The sequence below is a fragment of the Candidatus Pantoea communis genome, assembly GCF_011752685.1.
Taxonomy (GTDB): domain Bacteria; phylum Pseudomonadota; class Gammaproteobacteria; order Enterobacterales; family Enterobacteriaceae; genus Pantoea; species Pantoea communis.
The window spans coordinates 42887-62029 of record NZ_VWXC01000029.1 but is presented as its reverse complement, the minus strand read 5'-3'; the positions used below and the strand labels follow the sequence as shown (position 1 = coordinate 62029).

Here is a 19143-nt window from a genome sequence, read left to right as displayed (position 1 = left end):
CAGCGCGAGATATGACGCGTTTGTCCGCAGCACTTTCACCTCAGACAAACGCGATACTTCGCGCCAATACGGCAATCAATTACGGTGTTCGAATGCCAATGCGCGCTTTTCGATTAAACGCATCATCAGCGTGAGCAAACCGTTGACCACCAGATAGATCAGCCCGGCAGCAGCATACACCGTAATGTCATAAGTGCGGCCATACAGCAATTGCCCATGGCCCATCACTTCCATCAGCGTAATGGTGTACGCCAGTGAAGTGCTCTTAAACACTAAAACGACTTCGTTAGAGTAAGAGGAGAGGGCGCGTTTAAACGCATACGGCAGCAGAATACGCAGCGTGTCTTTACGGTTCATCCCCAGCGCAGCGCAGGATTGCCACTGTCCGGAGGGGATGGCACGTACTGCACCGTAAAATAGCTGAGTGGTATAGGCTGCACTGTTGAGCGACAGTGCAATCAGCGCGCACAGCCAGGGCTGTGATAGCAGATGCCATAACCACGGCACGTTCTGAATGCTGGGAAACTGGCCGGGACCGTAATATATCAGGAAGATTTGCACTAGCAGCGGCGTGCCGGTGAACACCGTGATGTAGCCTTTCACCAGCCAGTTCAGCACCGGGACTTTCAGTGAGAGCACGATGGTACACAGCAGCGATAGCACCAGCGCGGCAATCAGTGACGCGATGGTTAAGGTCAGGCTGGTGTGCAGCCCTTTCAGGAGTTCGGGTAAGTAATCCAGCATGCGTCAGGCCCCCCGCTCGAAACGTGTGGTGCGTGATTCAATACGGCGCAGTATCGCCTGACTGAACAGCGTGATGATCAGGTAGACGGCCGCAGCCACCAGATACCAGGTAAAGGGTTCCTGGGTGCGTGTGGCAATGCTTTTGGTTTGCAGCATGATGTCATTCACGCTAATTAGCGACACCAGCGCAGTATCTTTCAGTAACACCAACCACTGATTGCCCAGGCCCGGCAGCGCATGACGCCACATTTGTGGCATGATCAGGCGGAAAAAAATCGCCGATTTCTTCATACCCAACGCCTGGCCAGATTCCCATTGGCCGACAGGCACTGCTTTCAGCGCGCCACGCAGCGTTTGGGAGGCGTAGGCCGAGTAAAGCATTGCCAGGGCAATGACGCCGCACAGGAAAGGGCTGACGTCGAAGTTTTCAATCTGAACCTGCACGGGAATGCTAAACAAGCCCAGATTGATATGGAAGCCATCGGATAAGGTCAGTAGCAGTTGTGAGGCACCAAAGTAGACAAACAGCACCACCAGAATTTCCGGCAGGCCACGGATCAGTGTCACCAGCCCGGTACCGATCCACGCCAGCGGTTTCCAGCGGACGGTTTCCCAGCCAGCAAAAATCATCGCCAGCACAAGGCCGGCGATCAGTGCACAAACAGCAAGGCCGACGGTCATGCCGGCGGCGCTTGCGAGTGGAATCATTTCATTCATCAGAGATTACTGCTGGAACCATTTGTTGTAGATGGTTTTGTAAGTGCCGTCAGCTTTGATCTTCTCCAGAGCGGTGTTGAATTTGCCCTGCAGCTCAGTATTACCCTGACGGACCGCGATACCCAGACCGGTACCGAAGTAATCTTTATCGGTCACTTTCTCACCCAACGGTGCGAGGTTGGCGTTCTGTTTCAGCCATTCGTTCACCACGGCGGTATCACCAAATACCGCATCAATGCGGCCATTTTTCAGGTCCAGAACCGCGTTCTGGTAGCTGTCATAAGGCACAACCGTGATGTCGTTGTGTTTATCAGACAGGTATTTCTGGTGCGTGGTGCCGTTCTGAACGCCAACGCGTTTACCTTTCAGCGCATCCACATTCGCCAGCTTGCCTTTCTGGGCAATAAAGATCGCGGAATTATCGTAGTAAGGCTTGGAGAACAGCACCTGCTTTTCACGCTCTGGGGTGATATCCATACCCGCCATCACGGCGTCAAAACGACGGAACTTCAGGCTGGGGATCAGGCTGTCAAATGCCTGGTTGGTGAAGGTACAGGTCGCATCAATCTCTTTACACAGCGCATTGGCCAGATCGACATCGAAGCCCTGAATTTTGTTGTCAGAATCCACAAATTCAAACGGAGGATAAGAGGCTTCAGTGGCAAAACGCAGGGTTTGCGCAGCAGAAGCGCTGAGGCTTAGACCGGCAAGCAGTGCAGCAAGTACGACTTTTTTCATTAGATGCATCCTGACTTAGTGCGAAAGATAATGTGCAAACGCTTCGGTTTGCGGCTGTGTAAAGTGGCTGGCATCGCCTTGCTCAACGATATGGCCGTTCTCCATGTACACCACGCGGCTGGCGGTTTTGCGCGCCACCTCGACTTCGTGGGTCACAATCACCTGGGTGATCTGCGTTTGTGCCAGCTCACGAATGATGCTGACGATCTGCGCGGTGATTTCAGGGTCGAGGGCGGCGGTAGGTTCGTCGAACAACAGCACCTGCGGCTCCATCATCAACGCGCGGGCAATCGCCACACGTTGTTGCTGGCCACCGGAAAGATGCAGTGGAAAACGATCGGCAAAGGGCGTCAGACGCAGACGTTCCAGCAGTTTATCGGCACGCGCACGCGCGGCGTCTTTGCTGAGACCGAGCACGCGGCACGGCGCTTCAATCAGATTCTGCACCACGCTGAGGTGAGGCCACAGATTGTATTGCTGGAACACCATGCCCACGTTTTGGCGCAGTTCACGGATTGCGCTGTCTGACGGCGCTTTGCTGAAGTCGAAGTGATTCCCGGCAATCTGCAGGCTGCCGGAACGCGGCTGCTCCAGCAGATTGAGGACGCGCAGGAGCGAACTTTTACCCGCGCCACTCGGCCCGAGCAACACCAGCGTCTCTCCCTGCGGACAAGCCAGGTTGATATCGAACAGTGCCTGATGGGCACCGTAAAAACAGTTTATGGCGTTTAGTTGAATACTCATGCGCAAAAAATGAATAGTAATTAGTGCCGCGAATCTTAACGTCACCAGAATAGTTATGCAATTGTGGTGGGTTAAAATTTATTAAACAGCAGTGAAGTCCCAAAAGCGTAGCACAATATCGCGCAGGTCAACCCCGGGAAGGGCTCGCCGGCTGCAATTTATTGATGAAAAATTAACAAAAAACGCCGCAAAGATGCGGCGCGCTTATGTTTAGAACTGAGTGCTGTAAAATTGAACAGCTATTTCTTCTCTTCCAGCAGCTGGCTGAGCGATCCGCCGCCTGCGTGCGGCCAGTCACCGACGTAACGAATATCATCCACCGCCCAGCAGGTTCCTTCGTGAATCATCAATACCTCGTCGTGCCAGCTTTTGCCATCACGGCTCAAATCGACGCGCAGTGGGATGTTTCGTGCATCGCGATTAGGAATGGTTGAGGCGCTGGCAACATCGGCGGACGTGGGACCCTGTGCGAGGCTGGAGAACAGATCGGCCTGGCTCCAGGAGGCAGGTTTATTGCTCTGCGTGCTGGCGCTCAGCAGTTTTTGATACAGGCGATCGCTCAGGTAAGGGCGATATTTTGCCAGCGTGGTGCTATCGGGCAGACCCTGACCGGGCTGGCTGATGCGCAAATCGTAAAACTGCTGCGCGACGCTATCTGGGCCACCGTCAGCACAGCTGGCAGTGCGCGGTCCGTTATCCTTGATCACCGGTTCAACGGTGGTACAGGCACTGAGCAGTAACGCAGCGGGAACAAGCAGCGCAAAGGCATTGTTTCTCATCTCGATTTCCTTATTGTTCACTGGCAAAGCGTCATTTTTAGCATAGAGTATAGTCTTGCTTTTACGCCGTACGAGCTGTTCACCTCAGGAGAGAAAAATGAAATTTTCCACCACGCCCACCTTAGAAGGGCACAGCATCACTGAATATTGCGGTGTGGTTACCGGTGAAGCGATTCTCGGGGCCAACATTTTCCGTGACTTCTTTGCCGGGATTCGCGATATCGTCGGTGGTCGTTCCGGTGCTTATGAAAAAGAGCTGCGCAAAGCGCGACAGATCGCGTTTGAAGAGCTGGAAGAGCAGGCAAAGGCGCTGGGTGCGAATGCGGTCGTGGGCATTGATATCGATTATGAAACCGTTGGCAAAGACAGCAGCATGCTGATGGTCAGTGTGACCGGTACCGCAGTGATTATTCGCTAATGCGTTTTGCTGTTCTGTTGGCGCTGGCGTTTTTACTGAGTGCCTGTCAGTCGTCTGTTGAGCCGCGCAACGGCTACTGGGTCGATACCGCGCATCCGGCGCAGGGCGCGCGGCCTCGCATTAAAGTGGTGGTGATCCATTATACCGCCGAAGATCTGCCATCCTCGCTGGCCACGCTCACCGATCGTGAAGTCAGTGCCCACTATTTGATCCCGCAGCAGCCGGCGCAAAAAGGCGGCCAGGGCGTCATCTGGCAACTGGTGCCGGAGCGCGAACTGGCGTGGCATGCCGGGCCGAGTTTCTGGCGCGGTGCGACCCGTATCAATGACACGTCGATTGGGATTGAGATCGTCAATCGTGGCTACACGCGGACATTAACCGGCGTGGAGTGGCAGCCTTTTACGCCTGCGCAAATCAGCGTGCTGGTGGCGCTGGTGAAGGATATTACGCAGCGTTATGCCATCACACCTGAAAATCTGGTGGGGCACAGCGATATCGCGCCGCAGCGGAAACAGGATCCTGGCCCGTTGTTCCCGTGGCAGCAGTTGGCGCAGCAGGGGCTGGGCGCATGGCCCGATCGCGCTACCGTGCAGCGCTATCTCCACGGGAATGCGGCTGATGCGCCCATCGATCAGGCCGAACTGTTGGATGCGCTGCAGCGCTATGGTTATGACGTCAATTCAGCGAATACCCCGCCCATGCAGCGTAAGCTGATCGCGGCGTTTCAGATGCACTTCCGTGCACGAGATTATCGAGGCATCGCCGATGCGGAAACGCTGGCGATAGCTCGGGCACTGCTGGCGAAATACGGCGCAGCGCAGTAAGAGACGGTGTATGGCATCGCCGATGCGGAAACGCTGGCGATAGCTCGGGCGCTGATGGCGAAATACGGCGCAGCGCAGTGAAGAGACGGTGTATGGCATCGCCGATGCGGAAACGCTGGCGATAGCTCGGGCACTGCTGGCGAAATACGGCGCAGCGCAGTGAAGAGACGGTGTATGACATCGCCGATGCAGAAATGCTGGCGATAGCTCGGGCGCAGCTGGCGAAATACGGTGCGGCTGAAGCAGGGCCTCGCGTTGGTGAGCTTGTGGACGGCCCGAAAGCCGTCCCTGCAAGACACTATGCGGCCTGTTACGCTAAAAACGCCTGCCAGTGCGCAACCAGACGTTGTAAATCCTGGCGGCTGACATCGAGGTGGGTGGCAATGCGCGTGACCGGACCCACGCTCATCAGCACATCGCCGGAGTGCATCCAGCTTTTCAGTGCGTCAACCTGATCCGCCGGTACTTTCACAAACAACATGTTGGTGTGCTGATTCAGTACCTCAACCCCAATGGCGCTGAGCTGCCCAGCCAGCCAGGCCGCATTGTCATGATCTTCTTTCAGGCGCGCCACGTTGTGCTTCAGCGCGTACAGACCCGCCGCCGCCAGGATGCCCGCCTGACGCATGCCGCCGCCGGTCATCTTACGCCAGCGACGCGCCTGCTCAATGTAGGCTTCATCACCGCACAGCAGTGAACCCACCGGGGTGCCGAGTCCTTTGGACAGGCAGATGGTCAGCGTGTCGCAATAACGCGCAATATCCTTTAGCTCAACATTTTGCGCCACCACGGCGTTGAAGATACGGGCACCATCAATGTGCAGCGCCAGTTTGTGTTCGCGCGTTAACTTCCACGCTTGTTCCAGATAGCTCTGCGACAGCACTTTGCCGTGATGGGTGTTTTCCAGGCTCAGCAGGCGCGTGCGCGCAAAGTGGATATCATCGGGTTTGATCGCGGCAACGATATCCGCCAGCGGCAGCGACCCATCCTCGGCGTGCGAGATCGGTTGTGGCTGAATACTGCCCAGTACCGCCGCGCCACCCGCTTCGTATTTGTAGTTATGTGCCTGTTGACCGACGATATATTCATCGCCGCGCTGGCAGTGACACAGCAGCGCCACCAGGTTGGCTTGCGTGCCGGTCGGGAAGAACAGCGCTGCGGCTTTGCCACTCAGGCGGGCGGCCTCGATTTCCAGCGCATTGACGGTGGGATCATCGCGATAGACATCATCGCCAGTTTCGGCGGCCATCATCGCATCCAGCATGGCGGCACTTGGGCGGGTTACGGTATCACTGCGTAAATCGATCACATCGCTCTCCTGAAACAAAAAAGCGGGCTGAGCGCCCGCGTTGTGAGTTATCTGGCCTGGTTATCCGTTTTACCTCAGCCAGTTGGTTTTCGCCAGTTCAACAATCTCATCACCCCGTCCATTCAGAATCGCGCGCAGCATATACAGGCTGAATCCTTTGGCCTGCTCGGCTTTGATCTGCGGCGGCATCGACAGCTCTTCCTTAGCGGTGATCGCATCGATCAGTACCGGACCATCATGCGCAAACGCCTGTTCCAGCGCGCTGTTGAGTTCAGAGGCTTTCTCGACGCGAATGCCTTTAATACCGCAGGCGGTGGCAATGGCGGCAAAATCCGGGTTCTCCAGATCGGTGCCGTCGGTAAGGTAACCGCCGGCTTTCATCTCCATCGCCACGAAGCCCAGCACGCTGTTATTGAAGATCACCAGCTTCACCGGCAGTTTCAGTTGTGCCACCGAAATAAAGTCGCCCATCAACATACTGAAGCCGCCATCACCGCACAGCGCCACGACCTGACGCTGCTTATCGATTGCCTGAGCGCCGAGTGCCTGTGGCATCGCGTTAGCCATCGAACCGTGGTTGAACGATCCCAGCAAACGGCGCTTGCCGTTCATCTTCAGGTAACGCGCGGCCCATACGGTGGGCGTGCCGACATCACAGGTGAAAATGGCATCTTCAGCTGCGTAATGGCTGATTTGCTGCGCCAGATATTGCGGATGAATCGCCTGTTTATCATTGGCGGTGGCCAGCTCATCCAGACCTTTTCGCGCATCCACATAGTGTTCCAACGCGCTGTCGAGATGATGACGATCGCTTTTGCTGTTGAGCTGCGGCTGCAGCGCCTGCAATGTGGCTTTGATATCCCCAATCAACGCCATATTGACATGGCTGTGTGCGCCAAGGCTGGCGGGATTGATATCAATCTGGATGATATTGGCATCAGCCGGATAAAACGGGCGATAAGGGAACTGTGTACCCAGCAGCACCAGCGTGTCGGCGTTCATCATGGCGTGATAACCGGATGAGAAGCCGATTAAGCCGGTCATGCCGACGTCGTAAGGATTATCGTACTCGATGTGCTCTTTTCCGCGCATGGCATGCACCACGGGCGCTTTCAGCGTTTCTGCCAGCTTCACCACTTCTGCATGCGCGCCAGCACAGCCGCTGCCGCACATCAAGGTAATATTTTCTGCGTCGTTCAGCGTTTCAGCCAGGCGGGCAATCTCGCTGGCGTTGGGCACAATATGTGGCAACTGCGGTGGATACCATTCACTGCGTGCGCCTTCCGGTGCCGGTTTCAACGCCACATCGCCGGGAATGACAATCACGGATACGCCACGATTAAGGATGGCTTTGCGCATCGCAATCCCTAACACTTGCGACAACTGCTCAGGGTTAGAGACTAATTCGCAGTAATGACTGCATTCGCGGAAGAGCTCCTGCGGATGCGTCTCCTGAAAATAGCCGCTGCCTATTTCGCTGGAAGGGATATGTGCGGCAATCGCCAGTACCGGAACGTGGTTGCGATGACAATCGAACAGTCCGTTAATCAGATGGAGGTTTCCGGGGCCACAGGAACCGGCACATACCGCCAGTTCGCCGCTGATTTGAGCCTCAGCACCGGCAGCAAAAGCCGCCACTTCTTCATGGCGCGTGGGCATCCATTCGATGGTTCCCATGCGGTTGAGGCTGTCGCTCAGCCCGTTGAGCGAATCGCCCGTCACGCCCCAGATGCGCTTTACGCCCGCATTTTCCAGGGTTTTGGCCAGCAGTGCCGCCACAGTTTGCTTCATCGTTCGCTCCTTTCTCTTTCTGGTGTTTGGCCATCCATCCCGATGGCGGAAACGTGTCAGTCAGAAAGCGTAGACGATGGAGACGGCGCGCAGCCGTGAAAAAATGCGCTCTGCGGTCAGGCGGAGAACAACGCGATAAGAATCGGCGCTAATAAGCTCATGATAAAACCGTGCACGATCGCCGCTGGAACAATCTCCATGCCGCCAGTGCGTTGCAGAATCGGCAGGGTGAAATCCATTGAGGTGGCACCACTCAATCCCAGCGTCATGCTGCGCTGACGGCTGATCAGTAGCGGAATTAACATGATGGTGATCAGCTCACGCAGCAGGTCGTTAAAGAAGGCCGCGCTGCCAATCACCGGGCCGAAGGATTCGGTCATCAGAATACCGGACAGCGAGTACCAGCCGAAGCCGCTGGCAAGCGCCAGGCCGGTTTTGATTGGCAAATCGAGCCATAATGCGGCCAGCATTCCACCGATCAAGGCGCTGCATAGCGACACCGCGGCTACCAGCATGCCGCGACGATTGAGCGTGATTTGACGCAAGGTCATGCCGCTGCTGCGCAGTTGAATGCCGACCAGAAACAACATCAGCATCAGGGCATATTCACTGATGGTTGATGCGTGGCGCAGAATTGACCACTGGCTTAATCCCAACAGGAATCCGCCCAGTACCGAGCCGCACAGCTTGAGGGATTCCAGCGCCATGTGCAGACGTGAAGGCAGGGCTTGCTGCTTGTGCGGGTGATGCCACGGCACGCGCTTCTCCAGTAGCCAGAAAGCCAGCAGAGAACAGGCGAGAATGCACAGCATACTGATCAACGCGGTATGAAAAATGGTGAGCAGATTACTGCTGAGGTTATCGAGGAAAGCGAGACTGGTGCCCATAAAAAACAGGATGATGTACACCAGTGCGCTCAGCATACGGGCGACGCCGCGCAGCAGATTGGCACGGGTCACATGCAGTAAATAGCCAGCAATCAGTGGCAGCAGAATGATGATCAAGCCATACATAGAGCGTTTCCATCCGTGGGAGAGGGCCGCAAGCTATCGGAAAACAGTTGAAGTGTAAACCTTTTACCCGTGCATTAACTTGACCAACTTAACGAGGCGAACCATGCTCAGGCAAAGCACTCAAGGGATAGCATGATGTTTCTGGAACATATCGATATTCGCGGTTTTCGTGGCATCAATCGGCTGTCGTTGCCGCTCACTGATACCAATCTGCTGATTGGTGAAAATGCCTGGGGTAAATCCAGCTTGCTGGATGCGCTGACATTATTACTGGCGCCTGCGGCTGAACCTTATCAGTTTACCGAACATGATTTTCACTTCCCACCGGGCGATCTGGAAGCACGCCTGCGCCAGCTGCAACTGGTGTTTCGCTTTCGAGCACAAGCGGGCGATGATGAAGCGGTGTTCCAGCCTTTCTGGCAGCGCGATGAAAACGGGCGCTTTATCCGCTTCAGCACCCGTGCGCGCCGCAACGAGCATGGTGTGAAAACCACCTGGCGCTTCATCGACCAAAATGGCGATGTGCTGGCGATGGAAGGCACTGAGGCGGCGCTGGCCCATCTGCGTGCCTTTTATCCCGTGCTCAGACTGCGCGATGCGCGCTTTGGCCGGCGTGGACGGCACAGCAGCACCGATGCGGACCGCCGGGCCACGACGCTGAGTGAATTGTCACAGGAAGTCGATAAATTAACCCGGGATTTGGTGGTGCAGCCGCAGAATCTGAGCGACGATTTACTGCGTCAGGGCTTGCACACCATGCAGCAATTGCTGGAGCACTACTTCCTTGTGCAGCAACCGGGGGTCAGCGCGGCGCGTGTCGCACCGGAATTACGCGATGGTTCGCAAGGCTGGCGTTCACTCGACAAGCTTAACCACCTGATTGCGGGAACGGAATCACGCAGTCGGCAGGTCATATTGTTGCGCATGTTCTCTTTACTGATTCAGGCGCACGGCAATGAAGCGCTGCCGCCGGGCGCTCATCCATTGTTGCTGGTGGAGGATCCGGAAACGCGACTGCATCCAATTATGCTGTCAGTGGCGTGGAATCTGCTGGATTTAATGCCGCTGCAAAAAATCACCACCACCAATTCGGGGGAGCTGTTATCTCAGGTGCCGTTAGAGAATATTTGTCGCCTGGTGCGTGAACCTACACGCGTTGCGGCATGGCGGATTGGTCCTGAAGGATTGAGCGCTGAGGAGAGCCGCCGTATTGGCTTTCATATCCGCGTGAATCGCCCCTCGGCACTCTTTGCCCGCTGCTGGTTGCTGGTGGAGGGGGAGACGGAAGTGTGGATCATCAATGAACTGGCACGGCAGCGCGGTTACCATTTTGCGGCCGAAGGGGTCAAAGTCATCGAATTTGCGCAGTCTGGTCTTAAGCCGCTGTTGAAGTTTGCCAGACGCATGGGAATTGCCTGGCATGTGTTGACTGACGGCGACGAAGCGGGCAATAAGTATGCAGCCAGCGCACGGAGCCAACTGCAGGAGCATGAGCAGCAAGACGATCATCTGACGCAGTTCCCGGCCCCGGATATAGAACATTTTCTCTATAAGCAGGGGTTCAGCGACGTTTATCACGACATGGCGCACCTGCCGTTAAACGCGCCGATGAATGCGCGGCGTATTATTACTAAAGCGATTCATCACAGCTCGAAACCCGAATTGGCGATTGCGGTAGCCATGGCGGCGGCAGAGCGTGGGCCGCAGGCGATTCCCTCGTTACTGGATCAGCTGTTTGCTCGCGTGATGTGGTTAGCTCGCGGACGTGCAGATTGAGGGGCGGGAAAATCCGCAAAAGAAAAATGCCAGCGTCTGCGGCTGGCATTTTTTTTCGGGAGTGGTCAGAATGAATGAAGAGGCGCGCGTCAGGCGACTTGCGTGACTTCACAGGGCACAATCAAGCTGGCGTGATTGCCTTTTGGCCCTTCATGGACATCGAACTGAACCTGCTGGCCGGCCTTCAGCGTTCTGTATCCCTCCATCTGAATCGTGGAGTAGTGTGCGAAGATATCGTCGCCGCCGCCAATCGGACAGATAAAGCCGAAGCCCTTGGCGTTGTTGAACCATTTAACAGTACCCGTCTCCATGCTTTTACTTCCCTCGCAAGACATTTTGAACAGTAGGTGAGGTCATTGAAGCTGTGAGTCGAGTTTGTTTAAAACTCAATCAGCTTGTGTAAGTAGAATGTAGAGAAACGGTCCTTATCGTCAAGCAAACGGCCCTGGCGCACGGGGAGAAATTCATCAAAATTTGAGGCAGTTAACGCTATTGCAAATTTTGTGATACAGGTCGCGCATGGGCTTTTAGGGCCGTTTTTTCTTAAGGGAAAGGTGGCTTGACAGACATGTTAAACTTAGGAATGGGCGCAGAAATGCGCGCAATCGTAACGCAGAATTTCGACGGAACATTATGGCAAACACAAACGACTGGCTTAATTTTGAACATCTAGCCGAAGATAAAGTACGCGAAGGGTTAAAGCCGCCTTCGATGTATAAAGTCATTCTGAATAATGACGATTATACACCTATGGAATTTGTTATTGACGTTCTGCAAAAGTTCTTTTCTTATGATGTTGAACGTGCAACGCAACTGATGTTGAAAGTTCACTACCACGGAAAGGCGATTTGTGGTGTATTCACTGCAGAAGTGGCGGAAACCAAAGTCGCCCAGGTGAACAATTACGCACGAGAGAATGAACATCCGTTGCTGTGTACGCTGGAAAAAGCCTGAGCCCGTCTCCATATAGGGGAAAGGTCGTCAGAGCGATAATTGGGGGAGGTGCCAAATGCTCAATCAAGAACTGGAACTCAGTTTAAACATGGCTTTCGCCAGAGCGCGCGAGCACCGTCATGAATTTATGACCGTCGAGCATCTGTTGCTGGCATTGCTTAGCAACCCGTCGGCCAGAGAGGCACTGGAAGCCTGTACGGTGGATATCGTGGCTCTGCGACAGGAACTCGAAGCCTTCATCGAACAAACCACGCCGGTGCTGCCAGCCAGTGAAGAGGAGCGTGATACTCAACCAACGCTCAGCTTCCAGCGCGTGTTGCAACGTGCGGTATTCCATGTCCAGTCATCCGGTCGCAGCGAAGTGGCAGGCGCGAACGTGCTGGTCGCCATTTTCAGCGAGCAGGAGTCTCAAGCGGCTTACCTGCTGCGCAAACACGAAGTCAGCCGCCTCGATGTGGTGAACTTCATCTCCCATGGTACGCGTAAAGATGAGCCGGGCCAGCCGCAGAACAATGCGGAGAATCCGGTTAACGAAGAGCAAGCAGGCGGGGAGGAACGTATGGAAAACTTCACCACCAATCTTAATCAGCTTGCTCGTGTCGGCGGAATCGACCCGCTGATCGGCCGCGATAAAGAGCTGGAGCGTGCCATTCAGGTATTGTGCCGTCGCCGTAAGAATAACCCGCTGCTGGTGGGTGAATCTGGCGTGGGTAAAACCGCGATTGCGGAAGGGCTGGCCTGGCGCATTGTGCAGGGCGATGTTCCGGAAGTGATGAAAGATTGCACCATCTACTCGCTGGATATCGGTTCGCTGCTTGCGGGTACCAAGTACCGTGGTGATTTTGAAAAACGTTTCAAAGCGCTGCTCAAACAGCTGGAACAAGACACCAGTAGCATCCTGTTTATCGATGAAATTCACACCATTATTGGTGCGGGTGCCGCTTCCGGTGGACAGGTGGATGCCGCTAACCTGATCAAACCGTTGCTCTCCAGCGGAAAAATCCGCGTGATGGGGTCAACCACCTATCAGGAGTTCAGCAACATCTTTGAGAAGGACCGTGCGCTGGCGCGTCGTTTCCAGAAGATAGACATTACCGAACCTTCTGTCGAAGAAACCGTGCAGATTCTTAACGGACTGAAACCGAAGTATGAAGCTCACCATGATGTGCGTTATACCGCGAAGGCAGTGCGTGCAGCCGTGGAACTGGCGGTGAAATACATCAACGATCGTCATCTGCCGGATAAGGCGATTGACGTGATAGATGAAGCGGGTGCGCGTGCGCGCCTGGTGCCGGTGAGTAAGCGTAAGAAAACGGTCAATGTATCTGATATTGAATCTGTGGTGGCACGTATTGCGCGTATCCCAGAGCAGAGTGTGTCAGCCACCGATCGCGACACGCTGAAAAATCTCGGCGATCGTCTGAAAATGCTGGTGTTTGGCCAGGATAACGCGATTGAAGCACTGACTGAAGCGATCAAGATGAGCCGTGCCGGTCTCGGTCAGGATCGTAAACCCGTGGGGTCATTCCTGTTTGCTGGTCCAACCGGCGTCGGTAAAACCGAGGTGACGGTTCAGCTGGCGAAGGCCCTGGGGATTGAGCTGCTGCGTTTCGATATGTCCGAGTATATGGAGCGCCACACCGTTAGCCGTTTGATCGGTGCACCTCCGGGATATGTTGGTTTCGATCAGGGTGGTTTGCTCACCGATGCGGTGATTAAGCATCCGCATGCGGTGGTGCTGCTGGATGAAATCGAGAAAGCGCACCCGGATGTCTTTAACCTGCTGCTGCAGGTGATGGATAACGGCATGCTGACCGATAACAACGGCCGCAAAGCGGACTTCCGCAATGTGGTGCTGGTGATGACCACCAACGCCGGTGTTCGTGAAACTGAGCGCAAGTCGATTGGTTTGATTCAGCAGGACAACAGCACCGACGCGATGGAAGAGATCAAAAAGATCTTTACGCCTGAGTTCCGTAACCGTCTGGATAACATTATCTGGTTCCGTCATCTGGATACCGCGGTTATCCATCAGGTGGTGGATAAGTTCATCGTCGAGTTGCAAGCGCAACTGGATGCAAAAGGCGTCTCGCTGGAAGTCAGTGATGATGCTCGTGACTGGCTGGCGGATAAAGGTTACGACAAAGCGATGGGTGCCCGTCCAATGGCACGTGCCGTGCAGGAGAATCTGAAGAAACCACTGGCTAACGAACTGCTGTTTGGTTCATTAGTGGATGGCGGTTCAGTCTCGGTGGCGCTGGATAAAGAAAAAAACCAGCTGACCTACCATTTCCTGAGTGCGGAAAAACGGAAAACCGAAGGGACTGTGCACTGATGTGCTGAGTTGCAGATAAGAAAAGGCCGGATGAAAATCCGGCCTTTTTTTTCGCGCTCAGTTAATTGCCACAAACGCGAGATGTGGACAACAACTTAGCGACTACGGAAGACAATGCGGCCTTTGCTCAGGTCGTACGGGGTCAACTCGACAGTCACTTTGTCGCCCGTCAGGATGCGGATGTAGTTTTTGCGCATTTTACCGGAGATATGAGCGGTAACCACGTGCCCGTTTTCAAGTTCTACGCGGAACATGGTGTTAGGTAACGTATCCAGTACGGTACCTTGCATTTCAATATTGTCTTCTTTGGCCATCGAATCCTCTGGGGTGAACTACCAAACTGTTGAACCGGCAAGATAATGCCGAATTCCATGATTTATGTAAAGAACCGTTGGCGATTTTGCCAACGCTTCGCCGTGCGTCGCGCCATTGCGCGTGCATTACGGAAAAATTCGGGTGTTTTTATTGACGTCTGCGGGGGATTAGCGGGCTAAGAAGTTGTCGCAATTGGCATCAAGTGCACAACGGTAACAGCTTCGGGAAATGGATGAGATTCCCAACCTGGCAATTCCGGCTCGCCACAGCGAAGCGCGGACGACATACCAAACTCGCTTATTGTATCACTTTTGTCGGGAATTGTGTGCAAAACATCTGCGAGCAGGGTCAAAAAAGGGTTTGTGTTTGCCAGCAACCGCTTAAAACAGGCTGCCACGCCAGTGTTTGCACGTACTGTAAATAATCGACACGCGGGATTTCAACGGCGCCCAACGAAGCCGTATGTGGGTTAAGCACCTGGCAATCAATCAAGCGTCCCTGATGAGCGAGAAAATGCTGAGAGAACACCCACAGCGCAGTTTTTGACGCATTTTCCTGGCGGCTAAACATCGACTCGCCACAAAAAATCTGCCCAAGCGCCAGACCATACATGCCGCCTACCAGCCGATTATCGTTCCAAACCTCAATCGAATGCGCGTGACCCAGCTCGTACAAACGCAGCCAGGCGCGTTTCACCTCAAAGGTAATCCAGGTGCCTTCTTGTCTGCCGCTGGCACAGCCTTCCAGTACCTGCGGGAAAGCATGGTTCATGGTGACGCGAAAAGGTGAACGGCGATGGAAACGCGCCATACTGCGGCTGAGATGAAAAGATTCAGGAAGCATCACGGCACGTGGATCGGGCGACCACCATAGAATCGGGTCGCCGGGCGAAAACCAGGGGAAAATGCCGCGCTGATAGGCGTTCATCAGTCGGGCAGGGGAGAGGTCGCCGCCCATCGCCAATAATCCGTTCGGCTCGCGCAGCGCCATCTCCGGCGGAGGAAAATTTAATGAATCCCGTGAAAGTTGTACCAGTCTCATTGCGTCAATTACCCTTCGGGCTGCTCGCTAAGACTATAGCGCAAAGCGCTGGTGGAAACGCCAATAGCGTCCTGCTTTTGAGATTAATTCGTCATGCGTGCCCGACTCAATAATCTGTCCCTGGTCCATCACGCAAATACGATCCATTGTTGCCAGGCCACTGAGGCGATGGGTCACCATGATTACCGCCTTACCCTGACTGACCTGGCGCAACAGCGTCAATATCTGCTGTTCGGTGGTGGCGTCCAGGCCTTCGGTGGGCTCATCAAGCAACCACAGATCGCCGTTGTGCAGCAGGGCGCGCGCAATGGCCAGGCGACGCAATTCGCCTCCCGACAGCGGGCGGCCACCTTCACCCATCCACGCGTTGAGCCCTTCATCATGTTCCGCCAAATGGGTGAGTCCAACCTGATGCAGTACTGCATTCAGTTGTTCATCACTGGCGGCAGGGTGTGCCAGCAGTAAATTATCGCGTAACGTCTGACTAAACAGATGCACGCGCTGCGTGACCACGCTGATACGTTGACGCAGACTTTTTTCGTCCCACTCAGCTAGGGGAATATTATTCAGTCGAATGTCACCCTGCTGCGCCTGCCAGCCACGCGTGATCAGTGCCAGCAAACTGGATTTGCCGCAGCCGGTGGGGCCGAGCAGTGCCAGATGCTCACCGGTGCGCAGTGTCAGCGAGAAGTGCCTGAGTACCGGTTCCGGTCGCTGCGGATAGCTGAAAGTGATTTTTTCCAGCGTCAGGCTGATGCCCGAATCAGAGGGCACGGTCGAGGATGGAAAACGAATCAGAGGCGCTTGCTCAATGATTTCCTGTACGCGCTGCGCCGCACCAGTGACCTGCGAAAGCGGCAAAAAGGCGCCTGCTACCGGTGCCAGCGCTTCAAATGCCGCCAGGCCGCAGAACACGAAAAGTGCGATGAATGCGCCAGGTGCGCTATCGCCGCCCACGCCCGCTGCGGAGATCCACAGTAGCAAGACGACGGTTGATCCGCTGATTAACAATAACAGGCTTTGCGCCAGCGCTTGCAGACGATGCTGACGCTGCTGTGCCTGCTGCCAGCGCATTTCCTCCGCATCCAGTTTTTGACGCCATAAGGCCGCAGCACCATAAATTTGCAGTTCAGCCAGTCCGGTTACCCATTGCGTCAGTTGCAAGCGCCAGCTGGCTTGGTGCTGGGCGATGCGATGCCCGGCAGAGGTGCCTAATCGCCAGAACAGCGGCGGCATGAGCAAAAGCGTCAGCAGCATCATCCCGCCCAACAGCAGCGCCAGTGGCACATCCAATATCGCCAGACCGCAAGTGACTACCACTATCACTACCGCCGCGCCGCCCAGCGGTGAAATGACGCGCAGATAGAGATGGTCTAACGTATCGACATCACTGACAAAGCGGTTAAGCAGTTCGCCCTGTCTGAAACAGGCCAGTTGTTCGGGGGCCAGTGCGATCAGTTTGCTAAAGGTGAACACACGCAAATGCTGCAACACCCTGAAAGTGGCATCGTGACTGACTAAGCGTTCGAAGTAACGCGACGCAGTGCGAGTGATGGCCGCGCCACGCACCCCTGCTGCGGGCAACATATAGTTGAAACTGTACAGGCCAGCCACGCCAGCCAGCGATGAGGCGGCGAGGAACCAGCCAGATAGGGTGAGCAAGCCGATACTGGCGAGCAAAGTCGCAATGGCTAACACGATGCCCAGACCTAAACGCCAGGGATGACGACGGAACAGGCGCAGAAACGGCAATAGTGGATTCATCAGACAATCTCCTGCTGGCGATGCTGCACCATGGCACGCAACGGCCCGTCCTGAGCAATCAGTTGTTGCCACTGCCCCTGCTGCACCAGTTGCCCGGATTGCATCACCCAAACTTCATCCCAACTGGCAAGATCGTGAAGTTGGTGGGTGATCATGAGGGTGGTTTGCTGTGTGGCTGCCTGGTTTAATGCGCGCAACACATGCTGTTCACTTTGGCTATCAAGACCTGAACCGGGCTCGTCCAGCAGCAGTAGTTGTGCCGGTTTCAACAGTGCACGCGCAACGGCGACGCGTTGTGCCTGGCCAACAGAAAGGCCCATTCCACCATCGCCAATGGATGTGTCGAGGCCTTGCGGTAAACGGGCGAGAAACTCATCCACGCCCGCCTGTTGCAAAACGCTGCGCAGTGTTGCTTCATCCATGCTGCTGTTGAGAGACAGGTTTTCGCGCAACGTGGTCGCGGGCAAATGGGGATTTTGACCGACCCACGCCAGATGCTGCTGCCAGTTCTCACGGCTGATATCCCGCAGTTCATGCCCATTGACCCGCAGCGATCCTTGATAGGGTAGAAAGCCGAGCAACACGTTCATCAGTGCTGATTTACCCGCTCCACTCTGACCCACCAGCGCCACGCGTTTATTCGCCTCAAGCGTAAAATTCAGCGGCTGTGATAACGCTTCACCTTTGGCTGTCATCACCACCAAATCTTGTGCTTCAAGGCTTAAAGGGGTATCGAAAGCGACTGACAGGCTGGAGGTGGAAGCTGGGATCTCCGGACTTTCGTTAAGAAAACGATCCAGTGCATCGGCGCCCCCAACAGCTTGCGCTTTAGCGTGGTAAAAAGTACCCAGATCGCGCAGCGGCTGGAAAAACTCAGGCGCCAATATCAGTGCCAGGAATCCAGCAAACAAGGTCACGCCAGTGCCGTAATGGCCGAAATTGAGTTCGCCAAGATAGGAGAAGCCAAAATAGACCGCGACCACGGCAATCGCCAGTGAGGCAAAGAATTCCAGCACTGCGGAAGAGAGAAAAGCAAGGCGCAGCACTTCCATGGTGCGCTGACGAAAATCCGTGGTGCTTTCAGCAATCGCCTGCTGTTCAGCGGCAGCCCTGTAGAACAGGCGCAAGGTTTCACGCCCGCGCAGGCGGTCATAAAAATCGCCGCTCAGACGTGCCAGTGCGAGGAAGTTGCGACGGTTTGCATCGGCGGCACCCATGCCGACCATCGCCATGAAAATTGGAATCAGCGGTGCGGTCGCGAGCAGGATCAATCCTGCCGCCCAGTTAATGGGGAAGATGGCTATCAGGATGGCGAAGGGAATAAAAACGGCCAGTGACATCTGTGGCAGATACCGCGCGTAATACTCTTGCATCTCTTCAATTTGCTCAAGCAGCAGCGTTGCCCAGCTTCCCGCTGGTTTGCCCTGAACCCAGGCAGGACCTAAATCATTCAGCTTATCCAGTACCTGTTTGCGCAGAGCGCGACGGATGGCAACGCCAGCACGGTAACCTGCCATTTCTCGTGCATAGTGCAGACCTGCGCGAAGAGCAAAGCACAACAGCAGCAGGATGAAATCAGTCAGCAGGGCACCGCGCGGTTGTTGGGCGACAATAAGATTCTGCAGCAGCGAGGCCAGCAACCAGGCTTGAGCAATAATCACCAGTGCACCGGCAAAACCGAATAGCGATGCGGCACGTAAACTTCGTGCGCCATGAAGACGTTGCTGGCGGAGCCAGCGAAGAAGATGTTGCTGCCGTGATTTTTCCATGCGAAGCCGTTTGATCACTGATGGAGAGAGGCAAAACCGGATAAAGTATCCGGAAATAGTAAGCGCATGAACTTTAGCATGCAGGCAATAAAAAAGGCGACCTAAACAGGTC

18 protein-coding genes are annotated in these 19143 nt (G+C 55.0%); 5 read left to right on the top strand and 13 right to left on the bottom strand.

Annotation, left to right across the window (positions count from 1 at the left end):
- Positions 1 to 75: 75 nt before the first annotated feature.
- From artM to F3J37_RS25585, 5 genes are all read right to left on the bottom strand, one after another.
- Positions 76 to 744 carry an arginine ABC transporter permease ArtM gene (gene artM, locus F3J37_RS25605; RefSeq protein ID WP_097119344.1) on the bottom strand — a complete coding sequence of 223 codons (669 nt, stop codon included), beginning with the start codon at positions 742 to 744 and terminating at the stop codon, positions 76 to 78.
- Between the two features lie 3 nt (positions 745 to 747).
- Entirely contained in the window at positions 748 to 1461 is a 714-nt protein-coding gene (gene artQ / locus F3J37_RS25600) for an arginine ABC transporter permease ArtQ (RefSeq protein ID WP_097119343.1), read from the bottom strand.
- 6 nt (positions 1462 to 1467) lie between these two features.
- Complete coding sequence (artJ, locus tag F3J37_RS25595; protein ID WP_034820697.1) at positions 1468 to 2199, bottom strand: arginine ABC transporter substrate-binding protein; 732 nt, start codon at positions 2197 to 2199, stop codon at positions 1468 to 1470.
- Between the two features lie 15 nt (positions 2200 to 2214).
- Entirely contained in the window at positions 2215 to 2943 is a 729-nt protein-coding gene (gene artP / locus F3J37_RS25590; protein WP_058961797.1) for an arginine ABC transporter ATP-binding protein ArtP, read from the bottom strand.
- A 239-nt stretch (positions 2944 to 3182) separates the two neighbouring features.
- Positions 3183 to 3722: a lipoprotein gene (locus tag F3J37_RS25585; RefSeq protein ID WP_166936481.1), complete on the bottom strand. Its 540-nt coding sequence runs from the start codon at positions 3720 to 3722 to the stop codon at positions 3183 to 3185.
- 97 nt (positions 3723 to 3819) lie between these two features.
- On the opposite strand from F3J37_RS25585, the gene F3J37_RS25580 reads away from it, so the two are divergent.
- Together F3J37_RS25580 and F3J37_RS25575 are read left to right on the top strand one after the other, a co-directional pair.
- Complete coding sequence (locus tag F3J37_RS25580; RefSeq protein WP_100702561.1) at positions 3820 to 4140, top strand: heavy metal-binding domain-containing protein; 321 nt, start codon at positions 3820 to 3822, stop codon at positions 4138 to 4140.
- Entirely contained in the window at positions 4140 to 4964 is an 825-nt protein-coding gene (locus F3J37_RS25575) for an N-acetylmuramoyl-L-alanine amidase (RefSeq protein WP_166936480.1), read from the top strand. Before F3J37_RS25580 ends, F3J37_RS25575 begins: the two co-directional genes overlap by 1 nt.
- 310 nt (positions 4965 to 5274) lie before the next feature.
- Here F3J37_RS25575 and ltaE read toward each other — a convergent pair whose 3' ends face one another.
- The 3 genes from ltaE to F3J37_RS25560 form a co-directional block, all read right to left on the bottom strand.
- A complete protein-coding gene (gene ltaE / locus F3J37_RS25570; RefSeq protein ID WP_166936479.1) occupies positions 5275 to 6273 on the bottom strand; it encodes a low-specificity L-threonine aldolase in 999 nt (332 codons plus the stop codon).
- 69 nt (positions 6274 to 6342) lie between these two features.
- A complete protein-coding gene (poxB, locus tag F3J37_RS25565) occupies positions 6343 to 8064 on the bottom strand; it encodes a ubiquinone-dependent pyruvate dehydrogenase (RefSeq protein ID WP_166936478.1) in 1722 nt (573 codons plus the stop codon).
- Between the two features lie 116 nt (positions 8065 to 8180).
- The gene (locus F3J37_RS25560; RefSeq protein WP_166936476.1) at positions 8181 to 9077 is read right to left on the bottom strand and encodes a LysO family transporter; all 897 of its coding nucleotides are present in this window, start codon (positions 9075 to 9077) and stop codon (positions 8181 to 8183) included.
- A gap of 135 nt (positions 9078 to 9212) precedes the next feature.
- Here F3J37_RS25560 and F3J37_RS25555 point away from each other — a divergent pair, with 135 nt between their 5' ends.
- Entirely contained in the window at positions 9213 to 10853 is a 1641-nt protein-coding gene (locus F3J37_RS25555; RefSeq protein WP_166936474.1) for an ATP-dependent nuclease, read from the top strand.
- A gap of 89 nt (positions 10854 to 10942) precedes the next feature.
- Here the strand turns inward: F3J37_RS25555 and cspD are convergent, their stop codons facing one another.
- Complete coding sequence (cspD, locus tag F3J37_RS25550; RefSeq protein WP_038647847.1) at positions 10943 to 11164, bottom strand: cold shock-like protein CspD; 222 nt, start codon at positions 11162 to 11164, stop codon at positions 10943 to 10945.
- Between the two features lie 322 nt (positions 11165 to 11486).
- Between cspD and clpS the strand changes: the two genes are divergently transcribed.
- Positions 11487 to 11807, top strand: coding sequence for an ATP-dependent Clp protease adapter ClpS (gene clpS, locus F3J37_RS25545; RefSeq protein WP_034820663.1), 321 nt, complete (start codon positions 11487 to 11489; stop codon positions 11805 to 11807).
- Between the two features lie 55 nt (positions 11808 to 11862).
- Positions 11863 to 14142: an ATP-dependent Clp protease ATP-binding subunit ClpA gene (gene clpA / locus F3J37_RS25540; RefSeq protein WP_034820660.1), complete on the top strand. Its 2280-nt coding sequence runs from the start codon at positions 11863 to 11865 to the stop codon at positions 14140 to 14142.
- Between the two features lie 95 nt (positions 14143 to 14237).
- Here the strand turns inward: clpA and infA are convergent, their stop codons facing one another.
- The 4 genes from infA to cydD all read right to left on the bottom strand — a co-directional run bounded on the left by infA (position 14238) and on the right by cydD (position 19031).
- Positions 14238 to 14456 carry a translation initiation factor IF-1 gene (infA, locus tag F3J37_RS25535; RefSeq protein ID WP_002211347.1) on the bottom strand — a complete coding sequence of 73 codons (219 nt, stop codon included), beginning with the start codon at positions 14454 to 14456 and terminating at the stop codon, positions 14238 to 14240.
- A gap of 349 nt (positions 14457 to 14805) precedes the next feature.
- Complete coding sequence (gene aat / locus F3J37_RS25530) at positions 14806 to 15498, bottom strand: leucyl/phenylalanyl-tRNA--protein transferase (RefSeq protein WP_097119335.1); 693 nt, start codon at positions 15496 to 15498, stop codon at positions 14806 to 14808.
- 33 nt (positions 15499 to 15531) lie between these two features.
- On the bottom strand, positions 15532 to 17262 hold the full coding sequence (cydC, locus tag F3J37_RS25525; RefSeq protein ID WP_166936472.1) for a heme ABC transporter ATP-binding protein/permease CydC: 1731 nt from the start codon (positions 17260 to 17262) through the stop codon (positions 15532 to 15534).
- A complete protein-coding gene (gene cydD / locus F3J37_RS25520; RefSeq protein ID WP_166936470.1) occupies positions 17262 to 19031 on the bottom strand; it encodes a heme ABC transporter permease/ATP-binding protein CydD in 1770 nt (589 codons plus the stop codon). Before cydD ends, cydC begins: the two co-directional genes overlap by 1 nt.
- Between the last annotated feature and the right edge of the window lie 112 nt (positions 19032 to 19143).